Genomic DNA, 24130 nt, shown 5'->3' on the forward strand with positions numbered 1-24130 from the left:
GAAACAGTTTACTGTTTTAGAGAATTCAACTTTATAAAGTGTATTATTTCTTTATAACTTTAACACTTACAGGCTTTTCACTCATAACTCTAACAAAATAGATTCCTGAAGGCTTATTTTTTAAACTTAAATTAATTCTTCCTGATTTAATAACATATAATTTAGATGATATTAAGCGAGAATAAACATCATACATTTCAACAAAAATATCGCCTTCTGTTTCAGGTACAAGTAATTGAAAATCTCCATAAGTAGCATTTGGGTATGCAACTATATTGTTATATAAATCAACAATATCGATAATATCTCCTTCACAATCTATACTAGATTTTATTCTAATTTCATCATTTTGATTTACATCAACAATAAAAGATTTATCATATGTTTCGTATTTTAGATTGTTGTTTACAAATACCTTAAATGGAGCTGAACCTGAACCTATATCCACAGATAGTTTTTTATTTTCTAAAGAAAATTTACCCGAAATTTCAGAAGCTTCTTTAATTTCTACACTAAAACATTGACTTTCTGAAGCATCTTCTATTGAAATACATAAATCATAAACACCTGGTTCTATATCTTCTATATTAACTTCATTTGTAAAATTAGTTTCTTTATTATTAAAACTAACCGTATAATTTTGCTCTACATCTGCAACAATATTAATATTTCCATTATTTTTATTAGGACATGTTTCTGTTGTTGCAGCAATTGTAAACTGTGCATCTAACACAGACAATGTTTGTCCTTCACCAGTATCTTCAATAGCATTTACACCTGCTGTCCAATTGGTACCAAATCTTTCGTAAGCTCCTATGTCAGGTGCGCTTCCTTTATAAGGTTTTTCGAATCCAGAAATTATCATTCCTGCATCAACTACTTCACTTCCAGATGATGGTATAAAATTTTGGTTATCTGCATCTTCAAATGGAGAAGTACTTGTTATTAAATTATTTTGAATATCAAAATCTGTTGATGTTTCAGTAAACCAATCACCTGAACTCGCAAAGTTATTATATATCTTATTATTTTCTTGTGTGTAACCATTTACCCAAGAATCCATAGCACGTTCTGCATTCCAAATAGTATTATGAAAAAAGTCTAAATATGTATTGTTCCAATTTACTTGATATCCGCTCCATGAAACGTTCCATACTACATTATGGTGAACTGTATAACCTTTACTGTTATTGTCTAAATAAATTCCTGCAGCTTTACCAGGATCACTAGGGTTATGAGAATACGATGGTGCCGTGGCATCATGAAACCAATTATGATGAATTTCATTATTCTTTAATTCGGAATTACCAACAGTATAAAACACACCAGAATCACTATTTATTTTTTGTGATGCAGAAACATCATTATAAGCAATCTCACAATTTGAACCTGCAACATACATACCATCTCTACCTGCATTAAAAATAGTGTTTTTCAATATTTTCATATCATTAGCACTTGTTCTAATTGGAGATGCATGAATTCCAACATAATCTATATTACTTATGTAATTTTCTTGAATAGTACAATTTGAAGCTGCCCAACCTGCTACAATTATACCACTCACAGAACTATGATCTACAGTACAACCTTGTACTAAAGTGTTATCTCCAAGAATTTCGATAGCTCCCTCACCAACTTGAGCTGATGTATTTGTTAAACTATCATGTCCTTCACTTCCATGAATTATTTTACAATTAAGAATTTGATTATTATCTGCATTATTATTGATTTTAATACTACCTCCAAAAAAGTTTAATCCATCTAATTTAATGTAATCTCCTGAAAGTTCTACTGCATATTTACGAGTAGCATATTCTACTGTTCCGTCTTCTGGAATTGAACCATCAGCTGTTTGAAAATAAAGCGTTTCTGTATCTTGATCATAGTACCATTCTCTAGAATAATCTAACGCTTCTAACTTATTGAATAAATATAATTGACCACGATTATTTCCTGGATAATCTCTCCAAGTAGTTGGGTTATGAGTGCTAAAAGGCCATTGAGTAATATCTACTTCCGTAAAATCTATTTGAGTGGTAGAGCTATTTGTAATAGTTCTGGTCCAACTTGCACCTGAATGTGCTCCTAAATAATAAACTAAACCTCCTGTCCAATCAATATTTAGAATATCATCAGCTGTAAAATGTGTTCCATCACCATCTGTTACAGGCACACTATTAATAGTCCAACGATTGTTATCTGTATTATTAGGCCATCTGGCTAAATCCATAAATTCACTGTTATGATAAACAGCACGAAATCTACTATCTATAGACATATTTACATTTGATTTATAAATATTACCACTATGAACTTGCCAATCATTTATAGCTTTGGTTGCTTTAATTTCTACCGTTTCACCATCAGCAGCTTTAAAGGTTAGGTAATTTCCAGCAGTTCCATTTTTACTTATTGATAATTCTTCTGTATACACTCCTTCTCTAATTATACAAACATCACCTGCTGACATAACAGATATTGCTTTACTAAATGTTTTATACGGACTATTAATTGTTCCATTATTAGAGTCATCTCCATTAGTAGCAACGTAAATATTTTCAGCAGAAATAGCTGAACTACATAAAATAAGAGATACATAAATAAAATAGTGTATTGTTTTAAGCATAATAATCAATGTTTACTTTTGTTTCTCAAAAGTAATAGTACATTTATAAATGAAATACAACTATTCGTTTTTTATGAATAACAAATGGTTATTTATAATGTGTAATATTTTATAAAATATTTTTTTAAAACAACCAATTACTACCTCTATTGCCCTTTAATTTTATTTATTTAATAATTCTTTTTCCCATTGTTTAATAATTTCTTCATCAGAAGCATCTGGCTTTAGCCCTTTTTTCTTAAATCCTTTTAATAAAAATGCATTTGATCCTTTCTTGGCTTTTTCAATTGCTTTATCAGATTCAATAAACATGTTTTTTTCAATAATTTTTAATTCTGAAATCAACTTTTCAGATAATCTTTTTTGAATTTCACTATACTCTTCAGATTCATTTAAATTATTAAATTCATTTGGATCATTTTTTAAATCATACAATTCAAAATCTGGGCGAGTTTTAGCCATAAACTGATTATAAGGAGCTTCTAATTCACCTTTTTTATCTAAAACTTTGTATAATGTAAAAGCTGGGTATTGCAATTTTTTATAAGATGTTAATTGCATATAAGGAACATTTGGCATTCTATTCCAAATTAACTTATACCTTCCATCGGTTATGGAACGAATATTATCAACAGCATCTCCACAACGTTGACGAAAACCATACATGTATTCTCTTTTTTCTCCGTTTAAAACATCCTTACCATGCATATGTTTTGGAACCTCAATTCCTGCCAATTTTAAAGAACTCGCTGTAACATCAACTAAACTAATTAAATTTTTATTAACAGTACCTGCCTTGATTTTTTTAGGGTAACGAACAACTAAAGGAATAGCCAAACCACCTTCATACAACCATTGTTTATCGCGTAAATGTGGACGACCGTGATCTCCAAACAAAATAACAATTGTATTATCAGCTAAACCTTCTTTTTCTAATCTATCAAGTATAAATCCTACTCGTTTATCTGCAGTTTGTACACTTTCTAAATAGTTTGCCCAATCAACTCTAATAAGTGGGTAATCTGGGTAACAACCAGGTAATTTTACAGCATCTGGGTTTACAGGATTGTCCTTATCTTCAACAAAAACTCTATGTGGTTCGTGAACTTGAACTTGCGCAAAAAACGGTTGACCTTCAGCACGTTCTTTCCAATCGGTACCATCGAAAAAGTTTTTACCTAAAAAATTATAATCTTCTTTTCCTGGTTTATTCATTTTATGCGCCCAACCATTGGTACAGAAATATCCATTTTTACGAAAAATATCCATAACTGTTGGAGTTCCTTCAGGTAATTCTTTCTTTTCTATAGTTCTATGGTTTAACACATTGGCTGCACTTGGATACATTCCTAAAATTTGAGAAGAACGACTTGCAGAACAAACAGCTGCATTAGAATAAGCGTTTGTAAACCTTACGCCATCTTTAGCCAATTTATCCATATTAGGAGTTTTTACATCTTTATTTCCGTAACAAGCTAATTCTCTACCTAAATCATCACAATTAATCCAAAGAATGTTTGGTTTCACTTCTTCTTTTGAAGTACACGACACAGAAACAACTATTAAAAATATAGTTAATATAGTTTTTAAAATATTATTGAATACTGGTTTCATTTTAAACTTTTTTAATGAAATTATAGTTGTTATCTTCCTTCTGGATTTTTTCCAATACTTCCCATTCCTTGTTGAAAATAAACCTCTGGTTTATGCCAAACTCCTGTCTTTTTCATTAATGGTTCATCGTAATCTAAACTTAAATCACAATCAAAACGTGCCATAATAGAATATCCTTTTTTAGGTGTACCTGCATTTACAAAATGACATAATCCCCAAGTAAAACCTCTACCATTACTTGTATTTGTAAAAGCATCTGGAATAAAAGGTGCTGCTGCTGTCGGTGTTAATGAAACACCCGACGCAATTTTAAAATTAACTCCATCTTCTGAATATTGAATAGTTTCACGCTCATTTCCATCTTTAATTGCTAGGGCAGCAATTCCTCCTCTAAATGGCCAATACGTAGTTTCATGACCAGATTGCATTACTGGATTTAATGGATGTTTTTCAAACGGCCCTAATGGGTCTTCAGCAATAGCTAATCCATGACCAACAGCATAATTAGTTCTATTGTCTGGCCATTTATTATAAGCTGCTTTGTAATACACATAAATTTTCCCTTTGTAAACAATTGGATGTGGATCGTGTGTTGCGTTTCTATCCCATTCGTTTTCTTTACCAAAAGGAATTACTTTATCCCCTCCGTGAGTCCAAGGTCCGTTTGGTGAATCTGCATATGAAACTGAAACTGGACATAAATCTCCTCTCAATCCACTTGGTTCATCAAATGCTTGATAGTACAAATAATATTTTCCTTTCCAAACTAGAATATCTGGTGTTGCAACCGAACGCCAACCTGATTTTGGTTTTTCAGGTCTAGTTACTGCTGCGCCTTGTTCTTCCCATGTAATACCATCTTTACTAGTAGCATACCAAATATCACATAAATCCCAATCTGTTGAAGGAATTTCGTCAGTGGCTTCTGCAGCTCTATTCCAACCTATTGGCGGTACTTTAGTATGGCGTTTTGTATACCAAAGGTAATATGTTCCATCTACCAAAATTGGTCTAGAAGGATCTCTACGTGAAACTGTACCATCTCCATTATTATAATCAAAACCTTTTAAACGCGTATATTTAAACTGACTGAATAACTCGTTATCCTGAACTCTTGGCTGATCATAATCAAACATACGCTCTGAAGCTGCGCTTAAAGGTATATTTGGTTTTTTTTCAGGCATTTTAAACGGGAACATTGTTGGAGCCTTTGTTTCATTCTTTTCTATAGATTCTGATTTATTTTCTTTATCAGAACAAGATAATAATATGCTTATAACTATAGCTATTACTCCTATTTTTTTAAATTTAGTTATTAATTTCATTTTATTAAAATTTGTTAAGTTTATTCTATTTACTATAGAGAATACTCTATAAATCTATATATAGAAATGTTATTTATTCGAATTTAATATCTTTCTTTTTGTTTTTTACTTAAACCTTTTGAAAAATAAACATCGTATTTAAAATTATTACGAGTGTGTTTCATTTCTGGATCATTTATATCTCTACTTAAATCACAATCAAATCTTCCTAATATAGTATGCATATTTTTACTATTTGTTCTAGCATTAAAATGGCTCAAACCCCAAGTAATTCCTCTTCCATCTTTTGTATTTGTAAATGCATCTGGCACATATGAACCAGGTGCATATGGAAACATTTCACTTATAGCTGCAATTTCAAAATTAACCCAATCTTCTGCATATTGAATTGTACTATGTTCATTTCCATCTTTAGCTACCATTGCTGCAACACCTTTTTTAAATGGAAAAAGTGCTACTTCATGGCCCGAATTTAAAACAGGGTTTAACGGATGTTTTTTAAATGGTCCCATTGGATTATCAGCAATTGCCAATCCACCTGCTACCCAAACATTTCCAGGTCTGTTAAATGCCGATTTATAATAAATATATACTTTTCCATTATGAACTAAAGGATATGGATCGTGTATTGCATATTGATCCCATTCACCTTCAGCACCATTCTCAATTACTGCGCCTTTAACTGCTTTCCAAGGCCCGTCTGGAGAATCTGAATAAGACATTGCTACTGGACAATAATCTCCACTTTTACCACTAGCTTCCATAAAACCTTGATAATACAGATAATATTTTCCTTCCCATTTTAAAATATCTGTTGTTGAAACAGATCGCCAACCTACTTCTGGTTTTGGTGGACGAGGAATTGCTACCCCTTGTTCTTCCCAAGTAAAACCATCTTTACTTGTGGCATACCATATTTCACACAAATCCCAATCTGTTGAAGGAATAGTTTCTGTACTTTCACTAGCTCTTTTTGCTCCAATTGGAGGAACCTCTGTATTTCGATAAGTATACCAAACATAATATTTGCCGTTTTCAAAAATAATTTTTGAAGGATCGCGACGCGTAATTGTTCCATCATGGCCATTATAATCAAACCCTTTTAACTCGGTATATTTGAACTGGGAATACAATTCATTTTCTGATGGATGAATGCCATCGTAGTTTTCAAAACTACGTTTCATTGCAGCACTCATTTGTATATTAGCCGTTTCTTCTGTAACTGTATATGGAAACGGTTCAATATCTTTTTTATGTGTTGGTTTTTCATTGGAACATGACGATGCTACAATTAATAAAACACTTACTATATAGACTACTGTGGATTTCATTATTTTAATAATTAGATTTAGGTTGATAGTATTTTACATAATCTATTTTCATAGAAGTTCCATCTATGGCATCTGTTACCGCTCCAGACCATTTAATAATTGCCAAGCTTAACCAAATTGGAGCTTCACTATAACAAAAAGTGTTTTTTTCTCTTCTAATTTCTTTACCATCAAAATAGAAAACTAGTTCATTTTCATTCCACTCTAAACCGTAAGTATGAAATTCTTCCGCAAAATTTGTGCTTTTTTCAATATCTAAAACGGCAATATCTTGCCAATTACCATTGTTAAAATATTGAACTTTAAACTCGGAAAGTAAATCGTTCCAATTCCCGTTGTGATTCCAACCATTTATAAATTGAATACAGCCTATTTCTATTTCTTTCTGCCATTCAAATTCTATCCATTTTTCACCATCAACTTGAGTAACCCAAGAAGTGTTAATTTTTCCATCTGCTAAATTATTTTCTGAATACTGATTTTTAAATATTCCACTTGAAGAAATTTTTACATTTTTATTTCTCACATAATTTACCAAACCTTTAACATCTTTATCTGCAGTTTCAGATAACACAATTGGATAATTTCCATCATTATTAACACCAAAAACACGAAACTCCCTAATGTGAAATTTTGATTTATTTTTTGAAACCAATCTCACTTTTGTAGTTTTCACTGGTATTTCTAATTGAAATGAATAATCGGGTTTGGTTCCAAAAGAAAAGCCTTTGTGATTAGACCAATGCTTTTTTTTGCCATTGGCATTATATGTGAAATCTGACCAATTATGAATATTGGTATTTACTTCATTTGGAAAGTGTCCTTCATTAATATCAATTTCAAATTTTTTGCCTTCGGTTGGCTCACCACCTCTCGTCATTAACCAAAAAGAATTATTAGTTGCATTGGCTGCGGCATACTTATAACGGCATTCAAAATAACCGTATTTAAATTTCTTTTTTGTCCAAATATTACCTGCTGTCCATTCTTGTCCACCACGTTGTTCTTTTTTTGCCTGTAATTCTAAAATCCCATTTTCAACTACTGCATTTTCTCTCCATCTACTACATAAAATATGTCCACTTGGCCCATTTTGAGACTCCCAATTTTTCTCTAATTTTGAATTACTATACTCAAAATTATCTTCCCAACTTAAACTATACTCATTACTAATACTTTCTGGCAATTGAGCTTTTAAAGTTACTGAAACAAAAAATAACAGTACTAAAGTTATAATTAATCTTCCCATTCTTTATAAATTTCTTTTAACTGATAATATGCTTTCTTCTTATTACGTCTTTCGTCTACTATTCCCCATTCTCTAAAACCTGACTCTGGAGTACCTTTGTAATTGCTTCGATAATCATTATAACTCCAAATTGATACGCCAGTTACATATGGGTAATTTTTTAATTCTTTGATATAAAAAATCAACTCATTTTTAAGTTTAGCATCTGGAGCAGGACCAATTTGACCTTTTCCTATTTCTGAAATAAAAATGGGTTTATTGGGAAATCTCTCGTGAACATTCTTTATTATTTTTATAGCATCACCATAGCTGTTTACACATAAAAAGTCAACCTTTTCATAAGGTTCATCCCCTATTTCTCCACCTTGATATGATGTATTACTCACATACGTTTTTAATCTTGATTTGTCCAAAGTTTCTGTATAATCTATCATTTCGTTTACATAGTTATACTGATCTTTTGTTAGGTGTTGCTTTCCCCATTTAGGTTCTATTGTTCTCAATTCATTACCAACACTCCAAGCCACTACACTCGGATGATTGTAATCCCGTTCAATCATTTCTTTCATCCATTTTTTTGTTACTGGATTATTTGGAACTGATTGTTGGTCATTTTCTCCCCAAACAGGAATTTCTTCAACCAATAAAAAACCAATACTGTCGCAAAATTTCAAAATATTTTTTGAAAGTGGTGCGTGCATTAATCTAGAAAAATTACATTGTAAATTATTCTTAATATCTAATAAATCGCTTTTAATTAAATAATCTGGCTCTGTATTTCCATAATCTGGATGGTCGTGAATTCGGTTTACTCCATTCATTCTTACAGATTTATTATTTAAATAAAACTGTTCTCCACGGACTTCAAATTTTCGAATTCCAAATTTATCTTTTGATAAATCTACCTCCTTACCTTCAACTTTGGCAACACTATTCAATTCATATAAATTTGGTGAATTAAAATGCCATAAATCAACTTCAGAAAGGTTTTTTTCGAATTTTACTAATGAAATTTTTATGGAATTACCTTCAACATTAATTAGAAGTGAATCGGTATAAATTCCCTCAATATTAGAACTAATTTGAGTTTCAATGTTACTACTTCCATTATTTTCAACTTTATACTTGATAGTGAAATTTACTTTGTTTGTTTCAAAATTTGGTTCAGATGTAATATGTTGATATACAAATCGAACATCTTCATTAACTTGTAAGGTAACATCTCTACTAATTCCTCCCCAAGCCCACCAAGCTCCTCGCTTGTATGTGTTGTCTGCCATTACCACAACAGAATTTGATTTACTAAAATCAACTTTATCTGTTATGTTAAATTCAAAAGGTGTATAACCTCCAATATGCTCGCCTAACAACTCTCCGTTTAGCCAAACTTTTGCAGTTTGGTAAACTGCATCAAATTTTAATCGTATTTGCTTCCCTTTCCAATTTTTAGGCACTTCAAATCTTTTTTGATAATATCCTTTCCCTACATATTCTGAATAACGATCTCTGGTATCCCAATTTCCTGGAACCTTAATAGTATCCCATTCTATATTTTGCTCTTTAACTACATCACTTTCTTCTACTTTATTAGAAGCTAAAAATTGCCAAGTACCATTTAATAAAATTTGAGTCTCAACATTATTTTCATGTGATTCAGAACAGGACAACAGTGTTAAAACTAGTATTAAGAAATAATAAAGTGATTTCATATTATTTACGTTCTTCTTTTGTTATTTTTAAAGGTATTTGAATGTTAAATGAATGACGCACTTTGTTCACGTCTAAAGTATCTGCAGCACACATTAAAGCTACTGCTTCTCCATTTTCTAGAACTACCTGCGGCCGTTCTAAATGTTTAAATTGTTGTTCTCTTCCGTTTTCCCAAGTTATAATTCGCTCTGAAATTTCGTGGTATTTTGATTTTTTCCAATCTAACCCATCTTCAGAATCATATTGAACTAATGAGAACATTCGTTTTTTACCAACATGCTTTATACGTTTTACAATAGCTCTATATTTTCCATCTTGATACCATATGTATGGATCTTCTGCTGGAAAACGCTCTCCTTTTATTTCAAAAGCTAATTTATCTTGCTTCACAAATGGCCCTGTTGGGCTATCTGCAATGGCTACCATATGAACTACTGGTCCTCCATTTGGCATTGGAAACTTTTTACCTACAGCTTTATAAACCATTAAAACTCTACCATCTGTCATTTGACAAACTGATGGATTTGAAGTCATTAACGCATCTGGAGCATCATCATTAGTATGCGTAATATCTAACACTGGCTTATCAAAACGTTTCCAAGGTCCGTTTGGACTATCAGCTACAGCAACTCCAATACGTTGATTGTTACGATGCATCCAATTAATTTTTGCTTTACCTGGAACGCTTACAATTTTTTTGTCACCAAAATTTCCCATATAATAAATGTAATATTTCCCATTCATTTTATGTACCGTTGGATTGTGAGTAGCTGAACCATCCCAAAAACCTTCACCTCGTTCTTTTAAAGCAACATCAACATGTTTAAATGGTCCAAATGGAGATTTTGAAGTAGCGTGCGCAACTTCAGAATAATTTACCCATTCCCAACCTATCTTTTTTGGCCAACGAGAATACAACATATGATACAATCCGTCTTCGCCTTTTACTACTGATCCTCCCCAAATACTTAAAGAATCTCCACCGCTAAAAACAGATGTTGGTGACACTTTTCCAAATTCAATTTTTAAATCTATCTCTTTTGATTGATTATCTTTTTGAACCGTTTTTTTAGGTTTCTCGCCACATGAAAGCAAGAATAATGCAGCTACAATAATTACAATATGTTTCATTATTTAATTTTTATAAATATTATTTATTGACAATTGGAATTTGAACATTAAAGGATTGTAATACACCTTGCTCATTTTTAATATCAGAGGCGCAAACCAACACTTTTGGTTTACCATTTTCTAAATACAACTGCGGACGTTCTAAATGATCTACTTTTTGAACAGTTCCATCTTCCCATTTTATTTGCAAGGTTGATACCAAAGCGTTTTGCGAGAGCTTCCAATCAAAACCATCAATAGATTCAAACAAAACCAATGCCCTTCCAGCATCTGTAAAGGCTCCGTGCATATCTTTTACAATAGCTCTATACTTCCCATCTTGATACCAAATAAATGGGTCTTCCGCAGGAAAATTGTGACCTTCAGCTGTAAAAACGGGTTTATCGTATTTTACAAATGGTCCCGTTGGATTATCAGAAGTTGCAACACAATGCACAACTGGACCTCCCCAAATTCCGGGTTTTTTCTTACTTACTGCTTTATAAACCATTAAATAACCTCCATCAGGTTTTTGGGTAATTGATGGATTGCTGGTCATAAGTGCATCTAAAGATGTTGAATCTTTACTTACATCAATTAAAGGTTTACCAAATCGTTTCCAAGGTCCATTTGGAGAATCAGCTACCGCAACTCCAATACGCTGATTATTTCTATGAACAGGATTTAGTTTTATTTTTCCAGGTTTACTGTAAATTTTACCATCACCAGTATTCCCCATATAATAGAGGTAGTATTTATCCCCAAATTTATGAACTGTTGGATTGTGCGTACATAATCCATCCCATAATTTAGCATCTCTTATTTCTAATGCAATATCTTTATGTTTAAACGGTCCAAAAGGACTCTCTGAAACTGCATGCGCAATTTCTGAATGGGTTTCCCAAACCCAGCCTAAATCCTTTTTCCATCTTGAATAAAACATATGATATAAGCCATCATTTCCTTTGGTAATAGAACCTCCCCAAATACTAATTGAATCGTTTTCAAATTTTGATTTAAGAGCAACGGTTCCTAATTCAATTTGAAAATTCTCTTTTGTAATTTCTTTTTGCGAATCATTCTTTTGCTCCTTGTTTCTGCATGCGCTGAACGAAACAATTATAAATAACACTATGATATAATTCTTCATTTTTTATACTTTAAACTTCTATTTTTGGTACTTTATATTTTTTCCGAAGCTTGATTAACTCTTCTTTTAATTCTAAAATCTGCTTTTTATATTTTGAATTAGAATACTCATTTTTCATTTCTGAAGGATCTTTCTTCAAGTCATAAAATTCATATTCATTAATTTCATAAAAATAAATCAGTTTATACCTTTTGGTTACTACGCCTTGATGTTTTTGAATATCGTGTCCTCCAGGATAATCGTAGTATTGATAGTACAAACTTTCTCTCCAATTCTTTGCTTTTCTATTTTTCAGAATTGGCAATAAACTTTCACCTTGCATATCCGAAGGAATTTCAACACCTGCAAAATCTAATATTGTAGGAGCATAATCAATATTTTGAACCAATTGTTTACTCACTTTGCCTTTAGTTACTAAAGAAGGACAATAAGCTATTAGTGGTGTTCTAAAAGCTTCTTCGTACATCATTCGTTTATCATACCAACCGTGTTCACCCAAAAACAATCCCTGATCGGATACATAAATAACTAAAGTGTTTTCTTCTAAACCTGAAGTTTTCACATAATCCATTAATCTACCAACATTATCATCTACAGATTTTACACATCCCAAATAATTTTTTAGTATTCGTTGATATTTCCATCTAATTAAATCTTCACCTTTTAAATTTGCTTTCAAAAAAGCTTCATTCTTTGGATTGAAAACTTTATCGAAACTTGCCTTTTCTTCTTTACTTAACCTTCCATAAGCTCGTTCCCATAAAGAACCTCCTAAATCTTCATATCTATTAGGTTTATCTTGTTTTTCAGACCATAATTGACAATACCAACCCATTGGCATTTCTTCAATGGTCATATCAGTTTCTTTTACTCCTAAACCATTTCCTGAATGATCATCAAATAAATTCTTTGGTTCAGGAATATCAATTTCATCAAATGTGGTTAAATATTTTACTGGTGGTAACCAATTTGCGTGTGGAGCTTTGTGCCCAACAATCATCATAAAAGGTTTGTCTTTTAATCTTTGATTATCTAGCCAGTTTATTGCTTTATCAGTAATTACGTCTGTTACATAACCTTCACTTCTGGTAATTCCATTTTCAGTTTTAAAATCGGAATTGTAATAATCGCCCTGACCAATTAACACATCCCAATTAGAAAACCCAACAGGATTATTTTTTAAATGCCATTTACCAAAATAAGAAGTTTCATATCCATTTTTTTGAAGAATGTTTGCTATGGTTGGTTGATTTCCATTAAACTTTTCTTTCAACGTTTTTATTCCATTTATATGACTGTGTTTACCTGTTAGCATTGTAGCTCTTGAAGGCGCACAAATAGAATTACCCACATAACTTCGATCAAAACGAACTCCTTCATTGGCTAATTTGTCAATATTTGGAGTTCGAGCAATGTTGGCAAATCTATCATTATAAGCACTAATTGCTTGGTATGCGTGATCGTCTGTAACTATAAGAATTATATTTTTTTGTGAATTACCTTGACTCATTCCTAAAAAACAGGAAGTTAAAAAAGAAAGTAACAGACTATATTTTAACATTCTTATTTTCATTTTTACTGTTTTTTCTGAATTAATGGAATAACTAACGAATATGATATTTCACTATCCTTTGGTAAAATGGCAATAATTAATGCTTTTGGAATTCCATTTTCCATATAAAATTTTGGCATATCTGCAGTACGTTCTGTTTTTGTAACTGTACCATCTGTCCATTTTATTTCACCTGCTTTTAATACTAAAAAGTTTTTTGCTGGTTTCCAATCCAAACCCATATCTCCTGACTCAAATAACATTGTAGAACCATCAGGATAATCGCTCCAAGCTCCACGTGAATCTTTTGCTATGCAATAGTAATTTCCATTATAAACCCACTCTAAATGATCGTCAATAGCAAAACTTGCCGTTGGATGCGTAATAAAAGGAATTCCCGTATCTACAAAAGGGCCCATTGGAGATTTAGAAAGAGAAGTAACGTGCACTACTTTTCCGTTTTTAAATTTTTCGTTTGGTTCCACATACTTATATGCCAACAAGAACTTTCCGTCAGGACGTATTGAAATAGTTGGTGTTGAAGTCATCATTCTATCTCCAGAAACATCAATTAACGGTTTATCGAAACGTTTCCATTCTCCATTTAAATCGTCTGCTATAGCTAACCCAATACGTTGATTATTTCTATTTATCCACCATTCTTTATCCGTATATTTTGGCATAATTGTGTCTGCAGTTTTATTCCAAAAACCGCTACCTTTGTTACCCATATGGTATAAATAGTATTTACCATTGTGTTCAATTACGTGAGGGTTATGCGTACAGTCTCCATCCCAAAATTTATTTCCTCTTGGAGGTAAAACCAAATTTTTAAATTTATAAGGACCTTCTAAATTATCAGAAACTGCGTGTGCAATTTCAGAATGCGTAACCCAACCTAAATGTCCTCTAGATTTTAACCAACGTGAATAAATTGCGTGAAATTTACCATCTTTCCCTTTTAAAATATTTGTTCCCCAAACATTGTAATCTTTCTCCGTAATTATGTTTGCTTTATCAAATTTTTCAGGAAGTAATTCTTTAAAATCGAAATCTGTTTGAGCTAAACCTATAAAAGATATAAAGAAAGAAAATACGGGTATTATTACACTCTTTAGATTCATAATTCTTTAATTTCTTATAGTTTGAATTTCAGAAAAATCTTTATTAATTTTTCCTCCTCCATTTTTTACTCCATTTTCCCACATCCAATCAATATTTACAGTAGACTTATGACGATAATATCTAAAGAAATCAAAATCTAACGCCATATCGTTTATAGTATGTGTGTTTGTACCATTTTCAACTTTTGCTAGTACGTGTCTGGCTACAATATTTCCTAAAATCCAAAAGGCTGGTTTTCTAGCGTTCTTTCCAATAGTACTAATTGTATACTTACTTTCAGGATTTGTTTCGTCTTCCTCAACAAACCTTACAACTCTATTACCCATATGAACCCATTCACCATTTGTCCATTTCCATAATTTCAAATATTCTGGAGTATATTCTAAACCTATAGTTTGCCAAACAGGATCATATGTTTGAAAAGGACCTTTGGTCATAATTGCTTTTTCAGCACCTTTTCCTTTAGTAATTACCTTCCGCTTAACTCCTTTACTATCTTTTAATCTAGCAGGCGCATCGCTACTCCATCCGTTTGCACCATTTTCCCACTCCATAAAATCTATTTCAGTCCAAAAATCCTTATCTTTAGTAGCAGTTCTTTTTACTACATCTGTATTATTTTGAAGGGCACACCAAACTGCGGGGTGCCATACTGAACCTTTTTCTTTTACATCATCAGTATCAAATCCTCTAAATCTAAATCTCACCGTATAAAAACCGTAAAACCCACTAGCTTTATTAACTAATCCTGCTGTTTTTGGTGCTCCTTTTTCTTTAGTTGCTTTTATAGAAACATACTTGGTTGTTAGGTTATTTACGGTTTCCTTCTCCATTAGAACCAAAGATTTATCATTGACATAATCTTCAATTGAAGCTCCACCAGTATTTCGTCTTCCCCATTTTTTAGCATCTAGTTTTGCTGAATTAAATTCATCTGAAATACTATTGTCTCTGTATACTTCATATTCATTTCCATTTTCAGGAAGTTGCTGTGGTGTTTGAGCAATTGAAACTTGCCAACTACTTAAAAAAAACACACAAAACCTTATCAAATTCTTCATTGTTTTTCAGCTTTTACAATTTGCGTCCAATTACCTTTCTTATCTCCAATTTCTCTTTGAATTTGGAAATAGATTGCATCTTCATTCTCAATATCAATCGTCATCATCCCTCTAACATTTGACCTAAACTCTTTATCTAAATTCTCTTTTGATGCTCCGTATTTCACATTATAAAAAGTGTCTTCAAACTCACTTGTGTAGCCAATTACAATTTTGTTGTCGGTAATAAATGCATCCCAAATTTTAGGAGCTAATAATTTACCGTTTGGTTTTGCTTTAACGGTGTTAGGCGAAGTACTTTCTCCTTTATCATTTAAAGCTATTACACTAAAACTATATTCTTTATTGTTGGTTAAGCTATCCAATTCAATAGCATTTGTAATGGTTTTAAAAGACTCCACAGTTTCACCTTTATCATTTTTGTAACGAAGTAAATATTCAGTTGCTCCGGGAACTTTTTCAAAGAATACTCTAGCGGATGCATCTCCTAAATCAACACTAGAAATTTGTGGAGATTTGGCAACTGTAAACGGTATTACTTTCTCATACCTCAGATAACCAGTAGAACTCACCAAGCGGATTCTTAAATCCAATAAGTCTTTTGGTAGCTTACCCCAAGTAATTTCGCCTTTCCAGGTTTTATCTTCTGGATTTATAGCTGGTAATTCAATAGACTTTTCTTCAACTACTTTTCCATCAGTATTTCTAAAATTCCATTCTAATTTGTAATTGTTTAGAGCATAACTTGGATAATCATTTAGCCCTCTAATTGGAATAAAAACTTCAGCTTTGTTTTTAGAAAGGTTTAAATCTCTTACTTCAATATCTTTTATTGGGCTAAATTCTTTAGCCACTCTGTTAAACATTCTTCTTTTTTGTCTCCAAACATTTATTAATCCCCAGACTCTATTTTCTTCTTGAGAAGTTGCCGCATAACCACTTCTGTAATCGTTAAATGTCCATAATGAACCTCCAATAACAAATTCGTTTTTACCTCGCCAATGCTCATTCCAATCTGAAAATATTTGTTGATCTCCGTCTAATGAAGTTGTTGGGTACGGATCAAAACCATATTCTGAAATAAATATTGGTTTCTCTGGCCATTCACTTCTTAATTTATCAATAATTACTTGAGGTTCACCTTGCCAGCGATACATATTATGCATAATAATATCAACCTCTGTATTTGGATCTGTTTTACGATTAGAGAAACTTTTTTGACCACTATTACTAACACAGGTCACCAATCTATTTGGGTCTAATTCACGAACAAAATCTATTGTTGTTTTTGCATATTCGTAATGATTTGAAAGTTCGTTTCCTACACTCCAACCAATGATACTTGGGTGATTCCAATCGCGTTCTACCATTCCTTTTAACCAGTGTTTTGCCAACGGATAATCAGGAGCTGTAAATTCAGGATTTCCTAAATCACGAACATTAACTTCTTCAAAAATTAGAATCCCTTTTTTATCACATAATTCAATCAGTTTTTTATTTTGAGTTCCGTGCATAATTCGCATAAAATTAGCACCAGCTTCTTTCATTAAATCAACATCTTTTTCAAGTACTTCCATTGGTTCTGAAGATCCATAATAACGATGCTCACTTACACGGTTAAATCCTCCTAAACGAACAGGTTCTCCATTTAATAACAATTTCGAATCTGTAACTTCAACTTTTCTAATACCAAAATCATTGTTTTTAGAATCAATTACAGTTCCATTTTCTGAAATAGTAGTTTCTAAATTGTACAATTCAGGATTGTCAAAATGCCACAATTCTACATTTTTAGCTTCTAATTTTTCTTCTAAAACAACTTCTGAAATAACATTAGCAGGAACTTCAACTGTTTTAGCCAATTCTGAAATTTTCCCTTCCTTTGAAATAATAGATTTAACTGAAATACTTTTAGCTTTATCCGAGTTATTTTCAACTTTCACTTTCAACCTTAAAGCTGCTGTTCCTTTTTCTAAATCTGGTGTTGCGTGAATATACTGATTGTTAATTCTAACTTCATTATTTTTCACCAAGGTAACATCTCTAATTATTCCTCCCCAATTCCAAGTTGCGCCAACCTTATTTCTATTATCAACTTCAACAGCTATAATATTTCGCCCATTAAAATTTAATTGGTCTTCCACTTCAAAATCAAAAGGTGTAAAACCTCCTCTATGCTTTCCTATAAATTGTCCGTTCAAATAAACTTTAGCAACGTGATAAACACCGTCAAACTTTAGCCTAATTTTTTCGTTTGAATTCGCTTTCCAACCTTCTGGTAGCTTAAATTCTTTTCTGTACCAACCTAAACCATTGTAATTTGAATATGAATTTAGCATTCCCCAATGACCAGGAACTTTTAAATTATGCCAATCCGAATCGTTGTATTCTGATAAATACACTTGATTTGGTTGCTCTTTTGCTTCGGTATATTTTTCTTCTGAAATTGGTCTAAACATAACTGCATCTGCAGCTACTACACCTTCCGTTATAGCAGTAACCTCAACATAATTATTTTCTGAAGCATTGAATTTGAATATCCCTAAACTTATCCATTGTCCACAATCAGTACGTTGACTTACATATTCTGAAGTTTTTCCTTCTGAATGATTAATGTTTACTTGCGCTGTTAAGTGCGAAGCAAAAGGATATTTAACTAAAGCTTCGTAATAACCTGTTTTGATTATTGTTGGTTTATAACGCACGTAATTATTATCTGCTTCATTTATTCCAAAACTATGTGTTAAATAATCTTCACCATAAAAAACAGAACCTCTTCCTCCAACTTTTTTAGTTTTCCACTTTCCTTTTATTTCTATTCTGCTTTTATCATTATTATCAATAACAATATCAGATTTTTGCTCTATAATATTCAAAGGGTTTGAACCCATTCCATAAATGGTATTGAATTTCCAATTACCATTTAAGGTTGCTACGTTTTCTGAAGTTTTTTCAAGAGCTTCAACATTTTGCTGTGTTGAATTACAAGCTATTAAACTACTGATAATTATTATGGAAATTAATATTTTTTTCATTTCTTAATTTATTATTTATGAATTCTAATATTCTTTTTTCTACCAATAAGATGAGATTCTGAAACCAGTTCAGAATGACATAACACACTAGCTACAGATTACTTCAAATATGGATGCAGGAACATTTTCTGATGGATGTTCAGCTTCAATTATTATTCCTTTTGTTTTTATTTTTGAATCGAATTTCCAAGAATTAATGGTTTGATAATTTCCTTCTTTTTCAATTAAAATAGCTCCATTTAAATCTTTGATTTTATAATTTCTAACACAGAAAGGAGCAACTTCTTCTGGATGTCCCATTAAAGTAGATTCTAATGGATGATCATAATCTGGATCTAAAAACAATTTAATTTCAGAAAGTTCTTTTTCGGTTTTCCATTCAATTTTTAAACTAGGATTTCCGTCTTCTAAACTAGCTGTCCAAGAATTTACACTTCCCCAAGGTCGTACATATCCATTTCCAATATTTGTAGCTTCAAAAGCTTCAATTGCTGGAGAAATTTCCATTGCTATATTTTGTCCTTCTGGTCTTCTTTGCGGAATCCAAAATTCAAAAGTATCAACACCAATTCCATCTGGTGGTGTTTGTTTCCCGTTATTTGAAACTGCTTTATTTACACCATTAAATACCGATAAAACTCCTGAATAACGTTTGTTACTGTTTTTAAAATATACTTTTTTATTAAACATAAATGTTACAAAAGCATATTGATCATCTGGCATTGCAGTTGAAAATTCAAATTCAACTTCTTGTTCTCCTTTTTTAAGATTAATACTTTGAGTTTCGTAAATTACTTCTGGCGCGTAATTTTTAGATTCTTTTGAAGTTCTTAATTGGACTTTAATCTTTGTATCTTCCTCTGCTTTTAATTGCACCTTAAATTTATAATTCTCGTTAGCTTTAAAAGGCAATAATTGCGCTGCTGAAGTTGCTAAATTTGTCCATTCTCCATCAAAAGGAATTTCATTCATTTTTAATGTTGAAGAACTAGAAACAGTTGCTTCATTTACTAAATTACTTTCTACTTGAACTGGAATATTTGGAATGCTTTGCCCAACAAGATTCAATTCATTTTGCAAGGTTTTTATTAAACCATTTTCTAATATTTCAGCAGGTTTCACCTTATTTTCAATACAAATAGCAGCAGCCATACCAACAGCCTGCGCACATAAACCTGTTGTTGCCATTACTCGTGTTGAACCAAACGCTACGTGTGTTGCACTGATGATTCTACCAGCCAAAAACAAGTTGTCAATATCTTTACTTACAAATGAACGATAAGGAATTTGATACACTCCTTTTGAATGCCATTGTGTACAACCAGACAATTCGCTATAAACTCCTTCTGCAGGATGTAAATCTATGGCCCAACCACCGTGTGCAATGGCATCGTCAAAATTAGCTTGACCAATTACATCTTGTTGTTTTATCATATACAGGCCTTCAAAACGTCGGCTTTCACGTTTTCCAGGAACCGTACCAACCCATTCCAAAGTCATATTATCTACATCTTCAAATTCTCCAGAATTTTTAATATAATCCCAAACTCCGTAAATTACTTTCCAAAGTTCATATTTTATTTCTTCAGTATCGTGAATGGTATCTCCATCACCACCATATTCAAACCACCAAAAACGACAACCTTTATCATCTTTTCCAATCGCTTTATAACGAGGAATTTTTTTAATGTCTTTCAACGCAAATTCAGGAGCAACAAACTTTACCGGCTTGTCTGTATTTTTACTGTAGAAATACATTGAATGCCCTAATAATTCGCCATAAGATTTATAAGGTGCAAATAGTTCTCCAAATTCTTCTTTAGTTTCTGCTCCCATTCTAAATGCAGCTCCAGCTTTAAAAGCTACAATTCCATCGCCAGAAGCATCACAAAATAAAGGTGCGTTTACAACATACTCTGTAGAGTTTTGAGAATTGAAAGCTTTAACAAATTCTATTTTTGTATCACTAGATTTTGAAATATCATACACACTAGTATTTAACAATAGTGTAATATTTTTTTCATTCAATACTTTTTCTAATAATACGGTATCAAAAATTACAGCATTTCCTTCTTTATTTCTATAAAGGTTTTCAACTAAAATTTCATCCATTACTCCACCTTCACGAGACCAACGGTTGTTGTTTCCCAAATGCGAAGTTGCTCCTAAAATCCATAATCGAACTTCTGAAGAGGCATTACCTCCTAAAACTGGTCTATCTTGAATTAGAACTGTTTTAGTTCCTTTTCTTGCAGCAGTAATTGCCGCACATACTCCAGCTGTTCCTCCACCTACAACAACAAAATTACTTTGTAATTCTACAATTTTGTTTGATCTAACTTCTTTGTTAAAATCTTTAATTAGCATTTTGAATTTTATTTGAATTTTTTAAAATTATATAAGTTCCTAAAGCAAGTACTAAAACTCCCATTCCTGTAACCAACAACGTTGGTTTTCCCTCTAAAAATGAGATGATAACCACTAATAATCCTGTTGAAGCTACTCCAATACCAATAACTCTACCTCCTTTTTTATTTCCACCTTCAGATTCTCCTGCATCTAACGAAGCCTTTGTATCAACCAACGCTGTGTACTTTTCATATTGAGAAACATCTGTGTTTTTAACTCTTGCATATATTTCAAAAAAGATTAATAAAGCAATTGGAATACCAACACCTGCTGTCATTTCTAATGCTCTGTTTAAACTATAATCGAATAGAGAAGGCATCACAAATTTGAAAAATGAATTAATTACCAATGAAACTATAGTAACTATTAACACGCTTCTACCTGTTTGATATTTTGAAAATAAAGCAACCAACGGTGGTAAAAACATTGCTCCACCAGTTATAGCGGCTAAACTCATAACAACCTCAACAATTCCACCCATATAAGGTACTAATAGCGCTACAACAATTGTTATTAATCCTAAAACTATGGTTGAAATCCTTCCTACTTTCACCAATTTATCTCCATTGGTTTCTGGAAAAAAGTGCTTGTAAACATCATTAGCCAACACTCCTGCAGAAATATTTAATGTAGTATTTACTGAACTTGATGTTGCGAAGATCATTCCTCCTAACATTAAACCTAACATACCAACGGGTAAAACTTCTTTACACATTAACAGGTAAGCTCCTTCATCTGCTAAACCTCCCAATTCAGGATTTAATACTTTATAAATCATTGGAGGTAACATCCAAATTAGTGGACTAATTGTATACAACCCACCAAATAACCAACCTACTTTTTTAGCATCTTTTGGAGTTGCTACACTTGTATAACGTTGAATGTAAGCCCAGTTTCCGGCAATAAAAAATAAATTATACAATCCAAAGGCTACCATAAATTCCCACGAATATTCTGCATTTGTAAAGTTGAAAAAATTGTCTGGTGCTTTAGCAATAAAATTATCTATTCCGCCTATTTTATCAAACGATAATGGAACCACAATTAAAACCGCCGCAGAAAGAACTACAAATTGTAAAACATCAGTTACAATCACCGCCCATAATCCCCCAACTGCTGTATATATAAGAATTAACACTCCTAAAAATATAATACTCGCTGAAATTGGGATTCCTGTTGAAACCTCAACTATTTTTGCTACTGGATATAAAAATGCTCCCGTTGTAAATACTGATATTCCTAAAAATAAATAAGTGTAAACTTTTTGCGTATTGTACCCTAATCTATCTGTAATAAATTCTGCAGCTGTTAAGGCTTTTGTTTTTTGCCATTTTGGAGCAATTACAAAACCTATTATTAAACCTGCAATACACATTGTCCATTGAATAGTTACTGCAACCCAACCACTACTATACGCTATAGATCCCCAAACCACAAAGGTTCCAGCCGAGAAAAAACTCATAAATAACGATAAACCACTCATCCACCAAGGTAGTGCTCCACCTGCGGCAAAAAAGGATTTCATATTTTTTCCAGACTTTGCAAAACTTAATCCGCATATAAAAACTAAAAGGGTAAAAATTAGAATGGTTCCAATATCAATAGCGCTCATAATTTGTTTGTTTTCTTACAAAGTAAATTTAAGCATTACTTATTCTTCATTTAAAACAAATTCCCCACAGCATCAACGAAAACGTTTTCGTTTAAATGAATATTTACCGAGAACGTTCTCGGAATAATTCAATTTATGTATATTTACACTTTCTTTTTTATATGAAATATATTACTATAAAAGATATTGCTAAAAAACTAAACACATCTGTTTCAACAGTTTCACGTGCTTTTAATGATAAAGCTGATATAAGCAGAAAAACCAAAGAACTTGTTTTAAAAACTGCCAAAGAAATGGGTTACCGCCAAAATAGAATGGCAAAAAATTTAGTTCAAAAAAGATCATTTAATATTGGTATTGTAGTTCCTGAATTTGTGAATAGCTTTTTTCCTGAAGTGATTATAGGTGCACAAGAGGTTTTGTTTGAAAAAGGATACCAAGTATTAATTACCCAATCTAATGAATGCTATACTACAGAGCTGAAAAACGTACAATCTTTAGAAAATAGTATGGTTGATGGTTTATTAATTTCTTTGTCTTCAGAAACTGATAATATTGATTATTACCAAGATTTGGTAAATAGCGGATTTCCTATTATTTTTTTCAACAGAACTTATAAAGAAATTAATGCTTCAAAAGTATTATTTAATGATTACAAATGGGCCATGTTCGCAACCGAACATTTAATTAGACAAGGTTTTAAAAACATATTTCATTTACAAGGAATAAAGACATTAACACTTTCTAGAGAACGAAGACGAGGCTTTGTTGATGCTCATAAAAAGCATAAATTAACTGTTGAAAAAAATCAAGTTATTACTTCTGGTTTTCATATGGAAGATGGAGAAAAAATTGCAAAACAATTAATTGCAAACAACACCATACCTGATGCTATTTTTGCGGCAAATGATCAATTGGCTATGGGTGCGATGAATGTATTTAAAAAACACGGTTTTCAGGTGCCAAAAGATATTGCTTTTGTTGGTTTTTCAGAATCTAAAATGGGTAGTATGGTTGAACCTCCACTTACATCGGTACAACAACCTACTTTTGAAATTGGTAAAGAAGCTGCTAAATTATTATTAGACCAAATTGAATGTGAAAGTAAGTATGTTCCAAAGACAATTGTTTTAGACGGAGAACTTCATATTAGAGCATCTTCAATAAAAAAATGATAAAAATTTCTAAAAAGAAACCATTATCATTTTTTTATATTTA

The 24130-nt window shown here is 31.9% G+C and carries 15 protein-coding genes; 1 reads left to right on the plus strand and 14 read right to left on the minus strand.

Annotated elements, in window-relative coordinates; translation table 11 throughout:
• Positions 1–43 precede the first annotated feature (43 nt).
• From R3X25_RS01230 to R3X25_RS01295, 14 genes are all read right to left on the minus strand, one after another.
• Positions 44–2629 carry a right-handed parallel beta-helix repeat-containing protein gene (locus R3X25_RS01230; protein ID WP_317671049.1) on the minus strand — a complete coding sequence of 862 codons (2586 nt, stop codon included), beginning with the start codon at positions 2627–2629 and terminating at the stop codon, positions 44–46.
• A gap of 162 nt (positions 2630–2791) precedes the next feature.
• On the minus strand, positions 2792–4243 hold the full coding sequence (locus tag R3X25_RS01235) for a sulfatase (protein WP_317671051.1): 1452 nt from the start codon (positions 4241–4243) through the stop codon (positions 2792–2794).
• A gap of 29 nt (positions 4244–4272) precedes the next feature.
• The gene (locus tag R3X25_RS01240; protein WP_317671053.1) at positions 4273–5568 is read right to left on the minus strand and encodes a glycoside hydrolase family 117 protein; all 1296 of its coding nucleotides are present in this window, start codon (positions 5566–5568) and stop codon (positions 4273–4275) included.
• Positions 5569–5651: 83 nt separating this feature from the next.
• The gene (locus tag R3X25_RS01245; protein WP_411556555.1) at positions 5652–6899 is read right to left on the minus strand and encodes a glycoside hydrolase family 117 protein; all 1248 of its coding nucleotides are present in this window, start codon (positions 6897–6899) and stop codon (positions 5652–5654) included.
• Between the two features lie 4 nt (positions 6900–6903).
• Complete coding sequence (locus R3X25_RS01250) at positions 6904–8148, minus strand: family 16 glycosylhydrolase (protein ID WP_317671055.1); 1245 nt, start codon at positions 8146–8148, stop codon at positions 6904–6906.
• Positions 8136–9857 carry a glycoside hydrolase family 2 protein gene (locus R3X25_RS01255; protein WP_317671057.1) on the minus strand — a complete coding sequence of 574 codons (1722 nt, stop codon included), beginning with the start codon at positions 9855–9857 and terminating at the stop codon, positions 8136–8138. Before R3X25_RS01255 ends, R3X25_RS01250 begins: the two co-directional genes overlap by 13 nt.
• 1 nt (position 9858) lies before the next feature.
• Positions 9859–10989, minus strand: coding sequence for a glycoside hydrolase family protein (locus R3X25_RS01260; protein ID WP_317671059.1), 1131 nt, complete (start codon positions 10987–10989; stop codon positions 9859–9861).
• A 19-nt stretch (positions 10990–11008) separates the two neighbouring features.
• Entirely contained in the window at positions 11009–12118 is a 1110-nt protein-coding gene (locus tag R3X25_RS01265) for a glycoside hydrolase family protein (protein WP_317671061.1), read from the minus strand.
• Positions 12119–12128: 10 nt separating this feature from the next.
• The gene (locus R3X25_RS01270; RefSeq protein ID WP_317671063.1) at positions 12129–13691 is read right to left on the minus strand and encodes a sulfatase; all 1563 of its coding nucleotides are present in this window, start codon (positions 13689–13691) and stop codon (positions 12129–12131) included.
• Positions 13692–13693: 2 nt separating this feature from the next.
• Entirely contained in the window at positions 13694–14794 is a 1101-nt protein-coding gene (locus tag R3X25_RS01275) for a glycoside hydrolase family protein (RefSeq protein ID WP_317671065.1), read from the minus strand.
• A gap of 6 nt (positions 14795–14800) precedes the next feature.
• Complete coding sequence (locus R3X25_RS01280; protein ID WP_317671067.1) at positions 14801–15856, minus strand: hypothetical protein; 1056 nt, start codon at positions 15854–15856, stop codon at positions 14801–14803.
• Positions 15853–18891, minus strand: coding sequence for a glycoside hydrolase family 2 TIM barrel-domain containing protein (locus R3X25_RS01285; RefSeq protein ID WP_317671069.1), 3039 nt, complete (start codon positions 18889–18891; stop codon positions 15853–15855). The genes R3X25_RS01280 and R3X25_RS01285 overlap by 4 nt, the downstream gene beginning before the upstream one ends.
• 87 nt (positions 18892–18978) lie before the next feature.
• Positions 18979–21258, minus strand: a complete 2280-nt coding sequence (locus R3X25_RS01290; protein ID WP_317671071.1) for an FAD-dependent oxidoreductase — start codon at positions 21256–21258, stop codon at positions 18979–18981.
• Entirely contained in the window at positions 21248–22912 is a 1665-nt protein-coding gene (locus tag R3X25_RS01295) for a sodium:solute symporter family protein (RefSeq protein ID WP_317671073.1), read from the minus strand. Before R3X25_RS01295 ends, R3X25_RS01290 begins: the two co-directional genes overlap by 11 nt.
• Before the next feature lie 161 nt (positions 22913–23073).
• On the opposite strand from R3X25_RS01295, the gene R3X25_RS01300 reads away from it, so the two are divergent.
• Positions 23074–24087 (plus strand): LacI family DNA-binding transcriptional regulator, encoded by a 1014-nt coding sequence (locus R3X25_RS01300; RefSeq protein WP_317671075.1) that lies wholly within the window; start codon positions 23074–23076, stop codon positions 24085–24087.
• Positions 24088–24130: the final 43 nt, after the last annotated feature.

The organism is Lutibacter sp. TH_r2, from assembly GCF_033101135.1.
Taxonomy (GTDB): Bacteria; Bacteroidota; Bacteroidia; order Flavobacteriales; family Flavobacteriaceae; genus Lutibacter.

Excerpts from the sequence above, each read along its gene's own strand:
- R3X25_RS01230 (WP_317671049.1), bottom strand. The coding sequence starts at position 2,629 with ATGCTTAAAACAATACACTATTTTATTTATGTATCTCTTATTTTATGT.
- R3X25_RS01235 (WP_317671051.1), bottom strand. The coding sequence starts at position 4,243 with ATGAAACCAGTATTCAATAATATTTTAAAAACTATATTAACTATATTT.
- R3X25_RS01240 (WP_317671053.1), bottom strand. The coding sequence starts at position 5,568 with ATGAAATTAATAACTAAATTTAAAAAAATAGGAGTAATAGCTATAGTT.
- R3X25_RS01245 (WP_411556555.1), bottom strand. The coding sequence starts at position 6,899 with ATGAAATCCACAGTAGTCTATATAGTAAGTGTTTTATTAATTGTAGCA.
- R3X25_RS01250 (WP_317671055.1), bottom strand. The coding sequence starts at position 8,148 with ATGGGAAGATTAATTATAACTTTAGTACTGTTATTTTTTGTTTCAGTA.
- R3X25_RS01255 (WP_317671057.1), bottom strand. The coding sequence starts at position 9,857 with ATGAAATCACTTTATTATTTCTTAATACTAGTTTTAACACTGTTGTCC.
- R3X25_RS01260 (WP_317671059.1), bottom strand. The coding sequence starts at position 10,989 with ATGAAACATATTGTAATTATTGTAGCTGCATTATTCTTGCTTTCATGT.
- R3X25_RS01265 (WP_317671061.1), bottom strand. The coding sequence starts at position 12,118 with ATGAAGAATTATATCATAGTGTTATTTATAATTGTTTCGTTCAGCGCA.
- R3X25_RS01270 (WP_317671063.1), bottom strand. The coding sequence starts at position 13,691 with ATGAAAATAAGAATGTTAAAATATAGTCTGTTACTTTCTTTTTTAACT.
- R3X25_RS01275 (WP_317671065.1), bottom strand. The coding sequence starts at position 14,794 with ATGAATCTAAAGAGTGTAATAATACCCGTATTTTCTTTCTTTATATCT.
- R3X25_RS01280 (WP_317671067.1), bottom strand. The coding sequence starts at position 15,856 with ATGAAGAATTTGATAAGGTTTTGTGTGTTTTTTTTAAGTAGTTGGCAA.
- R3X25_RS01285 (WP_317671069.1), bottom strand. The coding sequence starts at position 18,891 with ATGAAAAAAATATTAATTTCCATAATAATTATCAGTAGTTTAATAGCT.
- R3X25_RS01290 (WP_317671071.1), bottom strand. The coding sequence starts at position 21,258 with ATGCTAATTAAAGATTTTAACAAAGAAGTTAGATCAAACAAAATTGTA.
- R3X25_RS01295 (WP_317671073.1), bottom strand. The coding sequence starts at position 22,912 with ATGAGCGCTATTGATATTGGAACCATTCTAATTTTTACCCTTTTAGTT.
- R3X25_RS01300 (WP_317671075.1), top strand. The coding sequence starts at position 23,074 with ATGAAATATATTACTATAAAAGATATTGCTAAAAAACTAAACACATCT.